Origin of the sequence: Streptomyces sp. HPF1205, from assembly GCF_020400825.1 — a bacterium.
Classification (GTDB): domain Bacteria; phylum Actinomycetota; class Actinomycetes; order Streptomycetales; family Streptomycetaceae; genus Actinacidiphila.
In genome coordinates, this window is sequence record NZ_JAINVH010000005.1 from 106,457 (window position 1) to 119,483 (window position 13,027).

Sequence of the window (13,027 nt, forward strand, 5' to 3'; positions counted from 1 at the left end):
GTGAAGCGGATGAGCCGACGCCCACCGCCCGCTTCCGGTCCTCGACGGTGCGGGCACGGCGCCCGCACCCCAGGAGGGGAGGAGGCGCCGCGCCCGGCGGGACACTCAGCCGAATTGACGTTCGAGGTCTTCCAGTTTGCGCTCAAGGGAGTCGAGCCGCGGGAGCGTCAGCGTGTCGTCCTCGGCCGTGAGGTCGATGGTGCGGGCCGCCGCCTCGTCGCGTACGGGCTGCAGGGCCGGGCGGGCCCGGGACGGGAGCTCGGGGGTGTCCGGCGTCGCCGACTGCCCTATGGCAGGCTCCGAAGCGGGCTGGGACGAGCCGGACGCGGAGGCCGCGTGCGGGAGTTCGACCTGGCGTCCGCCCCGGCCGCCGCGCGGCCACGTGCGGTGCTGCCGGCTGATCGCCTTCAACTGCGCGCGCTCCAGCCGGTCGTGCTCACGCCGCCGCTGCGCCTTCTGCTCGCGCTGCCGCCGCTCCTCCCGTACCTCCTCGACCGCCTCGTCCAGCGACCGCACGCCCTCAAGGAGCATCAGCGACCAGGCGCCGTAGGTCTCCCGGGGCGCCCGCAGCCAGCGGACCATGCGGATCTGCGGCAGCGGACGCGGCACCAGGCCCTGCTCGCGCAGCGCGGCCCGGCGGGTCTGCTTCAGCGCCCGGTCGAAGAGCACCGCGGCCGACAGCGACATACCGGCGAAGAACTGCGGGGCGCCCGCGTGGTCGGCGCCGCGCGGCGCGTGCACCCAGTTGAACCAGGCCGCGGCGCCGGCGAACATCCACACCAGCATGCGCGAGCCGAGCGCCGCGTCGCCGTGGCTCGCCTCGCGCACGGCCAGCACCGAGCAGAACATGGCGGCGCCGTCGAGCCCGAACGGCACCAGGTACTCCCACCCGCCGGTCAGCCCGAGGTTCTGCCGGCCGAAGCCGACCAGGCCGTGGAAGGACAGCGCGGCGGCCACCGCGGCGCAGCAGAAGAGCAGGACGTAGGAGGCGCTGCCGTAGATGGCCTCCTTGCGGCGGCGCCGTTCCTCCATCCGCTCCCAGGAGTCGCCCTGTGCGGATTCGGCGCCCTTGCGGCGGTTTCGGACCACGACGACGCAGGCCGCGAGAACGACCAGGCCGACGGCACCCGAGAGTGTCCAGTCCAGCGTTATCTGTCTCATGAGCGATTCCTCGTGTCGCTTCCGTCGCGCTCGGGCCGCGGGACGGCTTACGACCGACATCCTTGCGAAGAGCGCGGATAGGCGCAGTCGTTATGGCGCAAGAGCACGCTTACGGATCGCGTACCGGGCCGGGGGTCGAACTCCCGTGCCACAACGGCTGACTTGACCGAGATCGTAGCGTGGTCCTGGCGGTCGCATATGCCGGGCTCCGGATCCCGGCCCGGCCGAGGGCCCGCGGGCAGGCCGCGCACGCCGCCCCGGGGTCCAGCGTGTAGACCAGGCAGCAGGTCAGCCGGGTCCGCCGGGCCGGTCCCGCACCCCGCTGCGGTACGGGGAAGCCGGCCGCGCCGACGAACGGCGGAGTGCCGCCGGGAAGCAGGGCCGCCAGCTCCGCCCGGGCGCGCGACTCCTCCGATTCGCCCATGAGCCCGGCCACGTACCACAGGCCCTCGGCCACCTCGTCCGTCGCCATTCCCCACAGCGCGTGCGGGCCGCGCCGCAGCAGCGGCCCGAACCCCTTGAGGACCGGCGCGAGGTGAGCGGCGAGGGCGGACCGCAGCTCTTCGCGCAGCGCCGCCCGCGAGGGCACCGTCCTGGCCCCCGGCAGGCGCGCGGCCCGGTCGCCCGGCAGGCAGCCGAACCCCTCGGGCCGCACGGTCATCGCGCCGCTCGCGCGGTGCACGGACACGGCGCCTGGCGGCAGCCGGGGCACGCGGTGGCGCAGGAACCACGGCACGGTGAAGAGCAGGCAGGCCGGCCACAGGTAGCGGTGCAGCGCGAGAGTGGCCGCCACGTCGGGCCGCGGCCGGCGGCCGTAGCGCGCCGTCAGCCGCTCCGCCTCCCGCGCGACGAAGTCCGCGACCGTCCGGCCGCCGGCGGCCAGGTCGCTGACGGCGGTCCAGCCGCCGTCCGAGCGCGGGGCGGCGTTCGTGACGCACAGGGCGGGGTGGACGGCGGTCAGGCGCGCGTACGAGGAGCTGATCGCTGGCATGGTAAGGCTAACCTTAGGCAGCTCGGTCGGGGTTTAACCTAACGGCGGTACGCCATCCGGGTGAGCGATGGGCGTCGAGCCACGGCTCTGACCGACGGCTCCGATCGACGGCTCCGATCGACGGCGCGAAGCGATGGCACCGAGCGATCGCACCACAGGCGATCGCACCGAGCGATGGCACGAAGCAACGGCACGAAGCAATGGCAGCAGGCGATCGCACCGGGCGGTCGCACTCAGGCGACGGAATGGAAGGGGCGCCCGTGGACCCCGTGGAGCCCGCGGTACGGATGCCGGAGCGGCTGTCCGTACGCGACCAGGTGCTCGGAGCGCTGCGTGCCGCGATCGTCGCGGGCGAGCTGAGCCCCGGCTCGGTCCACTCGGCCCCCGCCCTGGCGGCGCGGTACGAGGTCTCGGCCACGCCCGTACGGGAGGCGATGGCGCTGCTCGCCCGGGAGGGCGCGGTGGAGGTGCTGCCGAACCGGGGGTTCCGGATAGCCGAGCGGTCCGCCCGGGAGCTGGCCGAGCTGGCCGAGGTCCGGGCGCTGCTCGAAGTGCCGGTGGTGGTCGGTCTGGCACGTACGGTGCCGTCGCAGCGGTGGGAGGCGCTGCGCCCGCTGGCCCGGGACACCGCCGCGGCCGCCGCCGACGGTGACCGCGTCGCCTATGCCGCGTCCGACGTGGCCTTCCACCGGGAACTGCTCGCCCTGTCCGGCAACCTCCAGCTCGTCGCCCTCGCGGAGGACCTCCACCGCCGCGCCCAGTGGGCCGCCGCCACGGACCGCGCGCGGCTGGTCTCCGACGCGCGGCAGCACCTCGGTCTGCTCGACGCGCTCGTCGCGGGGGACGTGGCGGCCGTCGCGGACCTGGCACGCCGGCACCTGGGGGCCGCGGGCTGAACCGGACGGCTCGCCGCGCCGGCGGCGGGTTGGCGTCGGCGCGGCTCGGGCTTCTTGTGGCTCCTCGCCGCCCGGGCGCTGTGTTCTGCCGGGTACGGCGCCGCCCCGGCCGGGCGCGCCCGCGGCGGCGGCAGCCGCGGGCCGGAGGCGGGCCCGCGCCCCCGCGCGAGCCCGGCTCGCTCGGGGGCGCGGGGCGGGGTCAGTCGGTCAGGGCGGGGGTGAGCCAGACGGGGATGCCGCCCAGCAGGGCGTGGAGGCGGGCCGCTTCCGCGCGGAGGGCCTGCGCCTCGGGGTCGGGGGAGACGTCGGCCAGGGCGAGCAGGGCGGGGGCGGTCCCCACGAGGTGGCCGAGGGAGACGCGCAGCCGCAGGGACTCGGAGAAGCCGTGGCGCGCTTCCGCGATGTCGCCCTCGGCGGCGGCCAGCCCGGCCAGGTGCCGCCAGGTGAAGGAGGTGAGAAAGGTGTCCCCGTGGGCCACCGCCCCGGCGTGCGCGCGGCGGTAGGCCGCGCGGGCCGCCGCCGGGTTGCCGACGAGGTTCTCGGCGACCAGGCCGCGCCGGAAATCCAGCAGCGGGCGGCCGGGGGAGCCGGGGGCGAGCAGAGCCGCGCTGCGCCCGAAGGCGGAGCTGGCCTCGTCGGTGCGGTCCCGTACGGAGAACACGGTGGCCCCGTAGGCCAGGTAGCCGCGTTCGGAGGCCGCGGCGCCGCGCTCCTCGTCCGTACCCGCGAGGGCTTCCGCCGTCCGCAGGGCGTCCTCCGCCTCGGCCCAGCCGTCGAGCAGGTAGAAGGCACGCTCGATGAGCAGCTCCGCCCTGCGCAGCGCCGCTCCCGGGTCGTCCTCGCAGAAGGGCCTGAGGAGCCTGGCCGCCTCGGCCCAGCAGCCGCGTGCCCGCAGCCGCCACACGTCCGGTACCCCGACCACCGATTCCGACAGGACGGTGTCCGCCACAGCTTCTCCCCCAAGCGCGTCGTCGAGCCATCGTGAGCAAGTGCGTGGGCCTGTGCAGTCGTACGTGGAGTTGTCCTTCAGGTGTCCGGCGCCCGGCCCCCTGGTGCCGTGGCGGAAGTCCAGCACGGGTGGGGGCCCGCCGCCAAGGGGTTGGAGATCACTTCTTGTGAACGGGATCACTTTCACGAACGCACTTGACCCCTACGCTTGGCCCGTTCGGCGGGCGCGCGCGGAAGGATGTCGCGGGCGTCCCCGGCGGCGTACCACCGTCGTACCACCGTCGTACCACCGTCGTACCAACGGCGTACCGACGGCGTACCGACGGGCGTACGACGGCGTGCGAGGGCGCGGGTCAGCGTGCGACGGCGTACACGGATGTGTGAAGCGGAGAGAAGGTGCCGGCTTGACCGCGTTCGGGAACTTCGGGAACTTCCAGAACGAGATCTACCTCAACGGCCTCGGCGGTGTGCTGCCGGCGCTGCCGGTGAGCCATGACGAGCTGGAGTCCAGGGCGCGCGCCGCGCTGCCGCCGTCCGTCTGGTCGTACGTGGCCGGCGGCGCCGGTGACGAGCGGACGCAGACCGCCAACGTCACCGCGTTCGACCACTGGGGCCTGGTGCCGCGGATGTTCGTCGGCGCCGCCGAACGCGACCTGAGCGTCGAACTGTTCGGGATGACGCTGCCCGCGCCGGTGTTCCTGGCGCCGATCGGGGTGATCGGCCTGTGCGCGCAGGACGGACACGGCGACCTCGCCACCGCGCGCGCCGCCGCCCGTACCGGGGTGCCCATGATCGCCTCGACGCTGTCGGCGGACCCGATGGAGCAGGTCGCGGCCGAACTCGGCGGCGCGCCCGGCCTGTTCCAGCTCTACACGCCCACCGATCGCGACCTGGCCGCGAGCCTGGTCGAACGCGCCGAGCGGGCCGGCTACAAGGGCATCGTCGTCACCCTGGACACCTGGGTCACCGGCTGGCGGCCCCGCGACCTGGCCACGGCCAACTTCCCCCAGTTGCGCGGCCACTGCCTGGCCAACTACACCGGCGACCCGGTCTTCCGCGCGTCCCTCGCCCGGTCCCCCGAGGAGGACCCGCAGGCCGCCGTGCTGCGCTGGGCGCAGATCTTCGGCAACCCGCTGACCTGGGACGATCTGCCCTGGCTGCGGTCACTGACCACCTTGCCGCTGATCGTCAAGGGCATCTGCCACCCCGACGACGCCCGACGTGCCAGGGACGGCGGCGTGGACGGCGTCTACTGCTCCAACCACGGCGGCCGCCAGGCCAACGGCGGCCTGCCGGCCCTGGACTGCCTGCCGGGCGTCGTCGAGGCGGCCGGTGACCTGCCGGTGCTGTTCGACTCCGGTGTCCGCAGCGGCGCAGACGTCGTCAAGGCCCTCGCCCTCGGCGCGACCGCGGTCGGCATCGGACGCCCGTACGCGTACGGGCTCGCACTCGGCGGCACGGACGGGGTCGTCCATGTCCTGCGCACCCTCCTGGCCGAGGCCGACCTGATCATGGCGGTCGACGGCTACCCCACCCTGCGCGACCTGACCCCGGACGCCCTGCGCCCGGTGAGGTGAGCGGCGGCTGGCCGGGAAGGGTCAGCTCATCCGCAGCGCGAGGAAGAAGTCCAGCTTGTCCTCCAGGCGGGACAGGTCGCGGCCGGTGAGCTGTTCGATGCGGCCGATGCGGTAGCGCAGCGTGTTGACGTGGAGGTGGAGGCGGGTGGCGCAGCGGGTCCAGGACCCGTCGCACTCCAGGAAGGCCACCAGGGTGGGAATGAGCTCGGCGCGGTGCCTGCGGTCGTACGCGCGCAGCGGGTCGAGCAGCCGGGCGGTGAAGGCGCGGCGCACGTCGTCGGGCACGAACGGCAGCAGCAGGACGTGCGAGGCCAGCTCCTCGTGCCCGGCCACGCACACCCGGCCGGGGCGGGCGGCGGCCACCCGGCGGGCGTGCCGGGCCTCCTCCAGCGCGCCGCGCAGCGCCTCGGGGGAGTGCACGGCCGCGCTGACACCGACCGTCAGCCGCCCGTCGCCGGCCAGCCCCCGCGCCAGCGGGCCGCCCACTACCTCCTGCAGCCGCTCGGCCCGCAGCGTCCGCGGCGTGCCGTCCCCGGCCGGCGGCAGCGGCACCAGGGCCAGCGCGGTGTCGTCGGCGTACGCGACCGCGACCCGCTCGGCCGGGTCGGGCCCCGGCTCGGCCGGATCGGCGAGCACCTCCTCCAGCAGCGCCTGTCCCACGGGGCCCGCGGGCACCTCGCCGCCCTCCCACTCCACTTGGGCCACCACGATCTGCCAGTACGCCGCACCCGCCGCGCCCGGCACCAGCACCGGCGCCGCCGCCCGCAGCCGCGCCCCGATCTCGCCGGGCGGCGCCCCGCCGCCCACCAGTTCGAACACCTCGGCCGCCAGCCGCCGCCTGATCTGCCGGGCCGCCTCCCGGCGGTCGCGCTCCACCGCGATCAGCTGGGTGACGCCGTGCAGCAGGTCGAGCCGTTCGGCCGGCCACTCCCCGGCGTCCGCCGCCACCGCCAGGAACCAGTCGGACAGCACCCCGGCCCGCACGTCGGCGCTGCTCTCGCCCGCGCGGACCGGGAACAGGGAGTACGTGCGGCCGCCCTGGACCGCCACCCGGTAGGGCGCGGGCCGACCGGTCCGGGCCGCGGCCTGCTGCGCCCCGGCCAGCTCCGCGCGCAGCCCTCCGGGCAGCGGGTGGCCGGAGCCGCCGATCTCCCGGCCGGTGGACGACAGCACCCACGCCCGCAGGTCCAGGTCGCTGCCGAGCAGGTCGAGCACCGCGTCCGGGCCGCCCCCCGCCGGTCCCGGCGACATCAGCCGCCGGTGCCGGTCCACCACGGCCGCCAGGTCGCCGGCCCGCTCGCCGGAGACCTGCCGCGACACGTACTCGGTGATGGTCGCGAAGGCCACCCGCTCGTCGACGGCGAACAGCGGCAGGTGGTGCCGCTCGCACGCGGCGACCAGGTCGGCCGGGACCGGGCCGTCGGCCTCCCCGGCCGCGAGCCCGGCCACCCCGGCCGCCGCCAGGATCCCGGCGAACGACTCGGAGTCGGCGGCGGAGCGCCGCCACGCCAGACCGGTCAGCACCAGCTCGCCGCCGCCCAGGTAGCGGCTGGGGTCCCGCAGGTCGGTGGTCATCACGCCCCGGACGGTGCGGTCCAGCTCGTCCGCGCCGCCCAGCAGCCGCAGGCCGAGGGCTTCGGTGTCCAGCAGTGCGCGCAGCCGCATCGTCGTCGCCTTGTCGTCTCACTCGGTGGGATGGGTCGGGGAGGCGCGTTCCGGCCGCGTCGCCGGTGCGATACCGCGGCGTTTCGCGGGGTCTCCTTTCAGAGGAATCTACAAGACCCTCTGCCTGGCCAGCCAAACGCTTCATGGTTTCGGTGACTGCACCGGGACGGGCCGGCGGCCCTGTACTGGATACGGGCCGTGCGATGTGCGCACCGCGCGCACCTCGCCGAAGCCGCTCAAGCTCCGAAGCCGTCCAAGCCGCTCAAGCCACCGACGCCGGCCGACCGACCCCGACCCCGACCCCCGGCCGCGGCGGACGGCGCACCGCCCGTCCCCGACGCCACGGAGATCCGTATCCCCGGGCCGACGGCCCACCGGGAGCGAGGCCGGATCCCGGGACAGGGCCGGGTCCCGGAACCCGAGCCACGAGACCCGAGCCACGAGACCCGAGACCCGAGCCACGAGAGCCGAGAAGAGACCGAAGCATGGACTTCCTCCGCCCCGCCGGCTGGCAGGAGGCGCTCGCCGCCAAGGCCGAGCACCCCGGTGCCGTGCCCATCGCGGGTGGCACGGACGTGATGGTCGAGATCAACTTCGACCACCGCAGGCCGGAGCACCTGCTGGACCTCGGCCGCGTCGGCGAGCTGCGCGAGTGGGAGACCGGCGACGGGACCGTGCGGCTGGGCGCCGCCGTCCCGTACACCCGGATCATCGAGAACCTGCGCGGGGAGCTGCCCGGGCTGGCGCTCGCGAGCCGCACCGTGGCCTCGCCGCAGATCCGCAACCGCGGCGGTGTCGGCGGCAACCTCGGCACCGCCTCCCCGGCCGGCGACGCCCACCCCGCGCTGCTGGCCGGCGGCGCCGAGGTCGAGGCGGTCTCGGTGCGCGGCACCCGGATGATCCCGATCGACGACTTCTACACCGGCGTCAAGCGCAACGCCCTCGCGCCCGACGAGCTGATCAGGGCCGTCCACCTGAAACGGGCCACCGGGCCGCAGCAGTTCTCCAAGGTCGGCACCCGCAACGCCATGGTCATCGCGGTGTGCGCCTTCGGCATCGCGCTGCACCCCGACACCCGCACCGTCCGCACCGGCATCGGCTCGGCCGCGCCCACCCCGATCCGCGCCCGCGCCGCCGAGGAGTTCCTGGCCGCGGCGCTGGAGGAGGAGGGGCTGTGGGACAGCCGGAAGGCGGTTCCGCCGTCCGTGGCGGCGCGGTTCGCCGACCTGGTGGCGGGCGCCGCCGCCCCGATCGATGACGTGCGCGGCACCGCGGCGTACCGGCGGCACGCGCTCGGCGTGATGGCCCGCCGCACGCTGGACTGGACCTGGCAGGAGTACCGCGGCGGCCGGATCGCGGAGAGGAGCGGGTCATGCGCGTGAGCTTCACCGTCAACGGACGCCGGCAGGAGGCCGACGACGTATGGGAGGGCGAGAGCCTGCTGTACGTGCTGCGTGAGCGGATGGGCCTGCCCGGCTCCAAGAACGCCTGCGAGCAGGGGGAGTGCGGCTCCTGCACGGTCCGCCTCGACGGCGTGCCGGTGTGCTCGTGCCTGGTCGCGGCCGGCCAGGCCCAGGACCGCGACGTACGGACGGTGGAGGGCCTGACCGGCGAGGACGGCGAGCTGTCGGTCGTCCAGCAGGCGTTCGTCGACGCCGGGGCGGTCCAGTGCGGCTTCTGCACCCCCGGCCTGCTGGTGGCCGCCGACGACCTGCTGGAGCGCAACCCCTCGCCGACCGACGGCGACATCCGCGAGGCACTGTCGGGCAACCTGTGCCGCTGCACCGGCTACGAGAAGATCCTCGACGCGGTCCGCCTGGCGGCCGCCCGTACCGGGGAGGCCGTGTGAGCCCCCGCGAGCCCCGCGCCGCCGCCACCCCCGGTCGCGCCACCGCCCCCGTCCGCGCCGGCTCCGCTCCCGTCCGTGCCGCCACCCCTGGTCGCGCCCCCACCGGCATCGCCCAGCGCTCGGCCGGCAAGGGCGGCGTCGGCGAGTCCACGCCGCGGCCCGACGGCGTCCTCAAGGTCACCGGTGAGTTCGCCTACTCCTCCGACCTGTGGCACGAGGACATGCTGTGGGGCCACACCCTGCGCAGCACCGTCGCCCACGCGAGGATCCTGTCCATCGACACCGCCGAGGCGCTGGCCACCCCCGGCGTGTACGCGGTCCTCACCTACGACGACCTGCCCACCGACGTCAGGCACTACGGGCTGGAGATCCGCGACACCCCCGTCCTCGCCCACGGCAAGGTCCGCCACCACGGCGAACCGGTCGCGCTGGTGGCCGCCGACCACCCCGAGACCGCCCGCCGCGCCGCCGCGAGGATCCGCGTGGCGTACGAGGAACTGCCCCTCGTCACCGACGAGGCGTCGGCCACCGGGCCGGGCGCCGTGCTCGTGCACGAGGACCGCCGGGACCACCACATCGGCCACGTCCCGCACCCGAACATCGTGCACCGCCAGCCCGTCGTGCGCGGCGACGCCGCCGCGGCCGCCGCGCGGGCGGACGTGGTCGTCACCGGCGAATACGTCTTCGGCATGCAGGACCAGGCGTTCCTCGGCCCGGAGTCCGGGCTCGCGGTGCCCGCCGAGGACGGCGGCGTGGACCTGTACGTCGCCACCCAGTGGCTGCACTCCGACCTGCGGCAGATCGCGCCCGTGCTGGGCCTGCCGGAGCAGAAGGTGCGCATGACGCTGTCCGGCGTCGGCGGAGCGTTCGGCGGCCGCGAGGACCTGTCGATGCAGATCCACGGCTGCCTGCTGGCGCTGCGCACCGGTAAACCCGTCAAGATCGTCTACGACCGCTTCGAGTCCTTCTTCGGCCACGTCCACCGCCACCCGGCCAGGCTGCGCTACGAGCACGGCGCCACCAGCGACGGCAGACTGACCCACGTCAGGGCCCGGATCGTGCTCGACGGCGGCGCCTACGCCTCCTCCTCCCCGGCCGTCGTCGGCAACGCCGCCTCGCTCGGCGTGGGACCGTACCGCGTCGACCACGTGGACATCGAGGCGCTGGCCCTCTACACCAACAACCCGCCCTGCGGTGCCATGCGCGGCTTCGGCGCGGTCCAGGCGTGCTTCGCCTACGAGGCCCAGATGGACAAGGTCGCGGCGGCACTCGGCATGGACCCGGTGGAGTTCCGGCAGCTCAACGCCATGGAGCAGGGCGCGATCATGCCCACGGGGCAGGTCGTCGACTCCCCGGCGCCCGTCGCGGAACTGCTGCGCCGGGTCAAGGCCCGCCCGCTGCCGCCCGAACGCCAGTGGGAGACCACCGAGGGCGCGGACCTGCGCGCGCTGCCCGGCGGCCTGTCCAACACCAGCCACGGCGAGGGCATCGTCCGGGGCGTCGGCTACGCGGTCGGCATCAAGAACGTCGGCTTCTCCGAGGGCTTCGACGACTACTCCACCGCCCGGGTGCGCATGGAGGTCATGGGCGGCGAGGCCGTGGCGACCGTGCACACGGCCATGGCCGAGGTCGGCCAGGGCGGCGTCACCGTACTCGCCCAGATCGCCCGCTCCGAACTCGGCGTCACCCACGTCACGATCCAGCCCGCCGACACGGCCGTCGGCTCGGCCGGCTCCACCTCCGCCTCCCGGCAGACGTACATGACCGGCGGCGCGGTGAAGAACACCTGCGAGGCGGTACGTGCGAAGGTGCTCGACATCGGCCGCCGCAGGTTCGGCGGCCGCCACCCGGCCTGGGCCGGCCCGGAACTGCTGCTGGAGGGCGGCAAGGTGGTCACCGGCGGTGGCGAGGCGCTGGCCGACCTCGCCGACGTCCTCCAGGGCGAGGCCGTCGACCTGGAACTGGAGTTCCGGCACCGCCCGACCCGCCCGTTCGACCCCGTCACCGGCCAGGGCGACGGCCACGTCCAGTACAGCTTCGCCGCCCACCGGGCCGTGGTCGACGTCGACACCGAGCTCGGTCTGGTCAAAGTGGTCGAGCTGGCCTGCGCGCAGGACGTCGGCAAGGCGCTCAACCCGCTGTCCGTCCAGGGCCAGATCCAGGGCGGCACCGCCCAGGGCCTGGGCATCGCCGTCATGGAGGAGATCGTCGTCGACCCGGCGACGGCGAAGGTCCGCAACCCGTCCTTCACCGATTACCTGATCCCCACCATCCTCGACACGCCGACGATCCCCGTCGACGTGCTCGAACTCGCCGACGCACACGCCCCCTACGGGCTGCGCGGCATCGGCGAGGCCCCCACCTTGTCGTCCACCCCGGCCGTCCTCGCGGCGATCCGGCAGGCGACCGGGCTGGAACTGAACAGAACCCCGGTGCGGCCGGAACACCTGACCGGGGCGTGACGGGGCCGCCGGGTCCGCCGGTCCGCCGGTCCGCCGGTCCGCCCGCCCCCGTACCCGCGGCCCGCCCCGGCCGAACGGCCGAAGAAGCGAGGAACCGGGCCGCGCGCAGGGAAGACAACCGGTGAGGGCACCGGGAGCGTGACGGGTGACCCGCCGGGAAGCCGGTCGGGAGGCGACCGGAAGCCGGTCGAAAGGCCGGTCGGTCGGAGGGTCGGCCGGGAGCCGGCCGGGAAGATGCCGGGGAGCCGGCCGGGAGGCCGGGCGAGGAGTGGAGCCGCCGTGCTGGACATCGCCGAAGAGCTGCACCGCTGGTGCGGACACGGCCGGCCGTTCGCCGTCGCCACCGTGGTCGCGACCGGCGGCAGCGCGCCCCGGCAGCCCGGCGCTGCCCTCGCGGTGGACGGTGCGGGAGAGGCGGTCGGCAGCGTGTCCGGCGGGTGCGTCGAGGGCGCGGTCTACGAGCTGTGCCGCGCGGCGCTGTCCGGCGACGGCCCCGCGACGTCCCTGCGGCACTTCGGCTACAGCGACGAGGACGCCTTCGCCGTCGGCCTGACCTGCGGCGGCGAGATCGACGTCCTCGTCCAGCGGATCGACCCCGGGCGGCGTCCCGAACTCGTCCGCGCCCTGGCCGCCGCCGTCTCCCGCGAGGCGGCGGCGCTGGCCCGGATCACCGAGGGCCCGGCGGACCTGCTCGGCCGCGCGCTGCTGGTCCGGCCGGACGGGAGCCACGAGGGCTCGCTCGGCGACGCCGACCGGGACCGCACCGCCGCCGCGGACACCGCCGCCATGCTCGCCGCCGGCCGCACCGGCACGCTCGTCGTCGGCGCCGACGGGAGCCGCTGCGGCCGGCCGCTCACCCTCCTCGTCGAATCCAGCGTGCCGCCGCCGAGGCTGCTCGTCTTCGGCGCCATCGACTTCGCCGCCGCCCTGGTACGCGCCGGCAAGTTCCTCGGCCACCACGTCAGCCTCTGCGACGCCCGTCCCGTCTTCGCCACACGGCGGCGCTTCCCGGAGGCCGACGAGGTGGTCGCCGACTGGCCGCACCGCTACCTCGACCGGGAGGCGGCGGCGGGCCGCCTCGACGCCCGAACCGCGGTCTGCGTGCTCACCCACGACGCCAAGTTCGACGTCCCGCTGCTGGAGCGGGCGCTGAGGCTGCCGGTGGGCTACGTCGGCGCGATGGGCTCGCGCCGCACCCACCTCGACCGCCTCGGCCGGCTGCGTGAGGCGGGCCTGAGCGACCTCGACCTGGCCCGCCTCCATTCCCCGATCGGCCTCGACCTCGGCGCCCGCACCCCGGAGGAGACGGCGCTGTCGATCGCCGCGGAGATCGTCGCCCACCGCCACGGGGGTTCGGGTGCGCCCCTCACCGGCGCTCGCACGCCGATCCACCACGCGGTGCGCCGGGAGCGTCCGGTGGCGTGAGCGTCGCATCGCGTGCCCCGGAATTCGCGCCCTCGTGGCCATCGCGGACACGT

10 protein-coding genes are annotated in these 13,027 nt (G+C 75.3%); 6 read left to right on the top strand and 4 right to left on the bottom strand.

Going from position 1 to position 13,027, the window contains the following annotated elements:
• Nucleotides 1-105: 105 nt before the first annotated feature.
• Nucleotides 106-1,161 carry a DUF2637 domain-containing protein gene (locus K7G61_RS07855; protein WP_225845956.1) on the bottom strand — a complete coding sequence of 352 codons (1,056 nt, stop codon included), beginning with the start codon at nucleotides 1,159-1,161 and terminating at the stop codon, nucleotides 106-108.
• 109 nt (nucleotides 1,162-1,270) lie between these two features.
• Nucleotides 1,271-2,152, bottom strand: coding sequence for a (2Fe-2S)-binding protein (locus tag K7G61_RS07860; RefSeq protein ID WP_225845957.1), 882 nt, complete (start codon nucleotides 2,150-2,152; stop codon nucleotides 1,271-1,273).
• Between the two features lie 260 nt (nucleotides 2,153-2,412).
• On the opposite strand from K7G61_RS07860, the gene K7G61_RS07865 reads away from it, so the two are divergent.
• Nucleotides 2,413-3,048, top strand: a complete 636-nt coding sequence (locus K7G61_RS07865; RefSeq protein WP_374204083.1) for a GntR family transcriptional regulator — start codon at nucleotides 2,413-2,415, stop codon at nucleotides 3,046-3,048.
• A gap of 199 nt (nucleotides 3,049-3,247) precedes the next feature.
• Here the strand turns inward: K7G61_RS07865 and K7G61_RS07870 are convergent, their stop codons facing one another.
• Nucleotides 3,248-3,997, bottom strand: coding sequence for a hypothetical protein (locus tag K7G61_RS07870; RefSeq protein ID WP_225845959.1), 750 nt, complete (start codon nucleotides 3,995-3,997; stop codon nucleotides 3,248-3,250).
• 403 nt (nucleotides 3,998-4,400) lie between these two features.
• Here K7G61_RS07870 and K7G61_RS07875 point away from each other — a divergent pair, with 403 nt between their 5' ends.
• Nucleotides 4,401-5,573: a lactate 2-monooxygenase gene (locus K7G61_RS07875; RefSeq protein WP_225845960.1), complete on the top strand. Its 1,173-nt coding sequence runs from the start codon at nucleotides 4,401-4,403 to the stop codon at nucleotides 5,571-5,573.
• A 21-nt stretch (nucleotides 5,574-5,594) separates the two neighbouring features.
• Here the strand turns inward: K7G61_RS07875 and K7G61_RS07880 are convergent, their stop codons facing one another.
• The gene (locus tag K7G61_RS07880; RefSeq protein WP_225845961.1) at nucleotides 5,595-7,238 is read right to left on the bottom strand and encodes a PucR family transcriptional regulator; all 1,644 of its coding nucleotides are present in this window, start codon (nucleotides 7,236-7,238) and stop codon (nucleotides 5,595-5,597) included.
• A gap of 485 nt (nucleotides 7,239-7,723) precedes the next feature.
• Here K7G61_RS07880 and K7G61_RS07885 point away from each other — a divergent pair, with 485 nt between their 5' ends.
• The 4 genes from K7G61_RS07885 to K7G61_RS07900 all read left to right on the top strand — a co-directional run bounded on the left by K7G61_RS07885 (nucleotide 7,724) and on the right by K7G61_RS07900 (nucleotide 12,974).
• Nucleotides 7,724-8,620 carry a xanthine dehydrogenase family protein subunit M gene (locus tag K7G61_RS07885; protein WP_225845962.1) on the top strand — a complete coding sequence of 299 codons (897 nt, stop codon included), beginning with the start codon at nucleotides 7,724-7,726 and terminating at the stop codon, nucleotides 8,618-8,620.
• Nucleotides 8,611-9,087, top strand: a complete 477-nt coding sequence (locus K7G61_RS07890) for a (2Fe-2S)-binding protein (protein WP_225845963.1) — start codon at nucleotides 8,611-8,613, stop codon at nucleotides 9,085-9,087. The genes K7G61_RS07885 and K7G61_RS07890 overlap by 10 nt, the downstream gene beginning before the upstream one ends.
• A gap of 107 nt (nucleotides 9,088-9,194) precedes the next feature.
• Nucleotides 9,195-11,549, top strand: coding sequence for a xanthine dehydrogenase subunit D (gene pucD, locus K7G61_RS07895; protein WP_225846100.1), 2,355 nt, complete (start codon nucleotides 9,195-9,197; stop codon nucleotides 11,547-11,549).
• 279 nt (nucleotides 11,550-11,828) lie between these two features.
• Nucleotides 11,829-12,974, top strand: a complete 1,146-nt coding sequence (locus tag K7G61_RS07900) for an XdhC family protein (protein WP_225845964.1) — start codon at nucleotides 11,829-11,831, stop codon at nucleotides 12,972-12,974.
• The last annotated feature ends 53 nt before the right edge of the window (nucleotides 12,975-13,027 follow it).

Excerpts from the sequence above, each read along its gene's own strand:
- K7G61_RS07855 (WP_225845956.1), bottom strand. The coding sequence starts at position 1,161 with ATGAGACAGATAACGCTGGACTGGACACTCTCGGGTGCCGTCGGCCTG.
- K7G61_RS07860 (WP_225845957.1), bottom strand. The coding sequence starts at position 2,152 with ATGCCAGCGATCAGCTCCTCGTACGCGCGCCTGACCGCCGTCCACCCC.
- K7G61_RS07880 (WP_225845961.1), bottom strand. The coding sequence starts at position 7,238 with ATGCGGCTGCGCGCACTGCTGGACACCGAAGCCCTCGGCCTGCGGCTG.
- K7G61_RS07885 (WP_225845962.1), top strand. The coding sequence starts at position 7,724 with ATGGACTTCCTCCGCCCCGCCGGCTGGCAGGAGGCGCTCGCCGCCAAG.
- K7G61_RS07890 (WP_225845963.1), top strand. The coding sequence starts at position 8,611 with ATGCGCGTGAGCTTCACCGTCAACGGACGCCGGCAGGAGGCCGACGAC.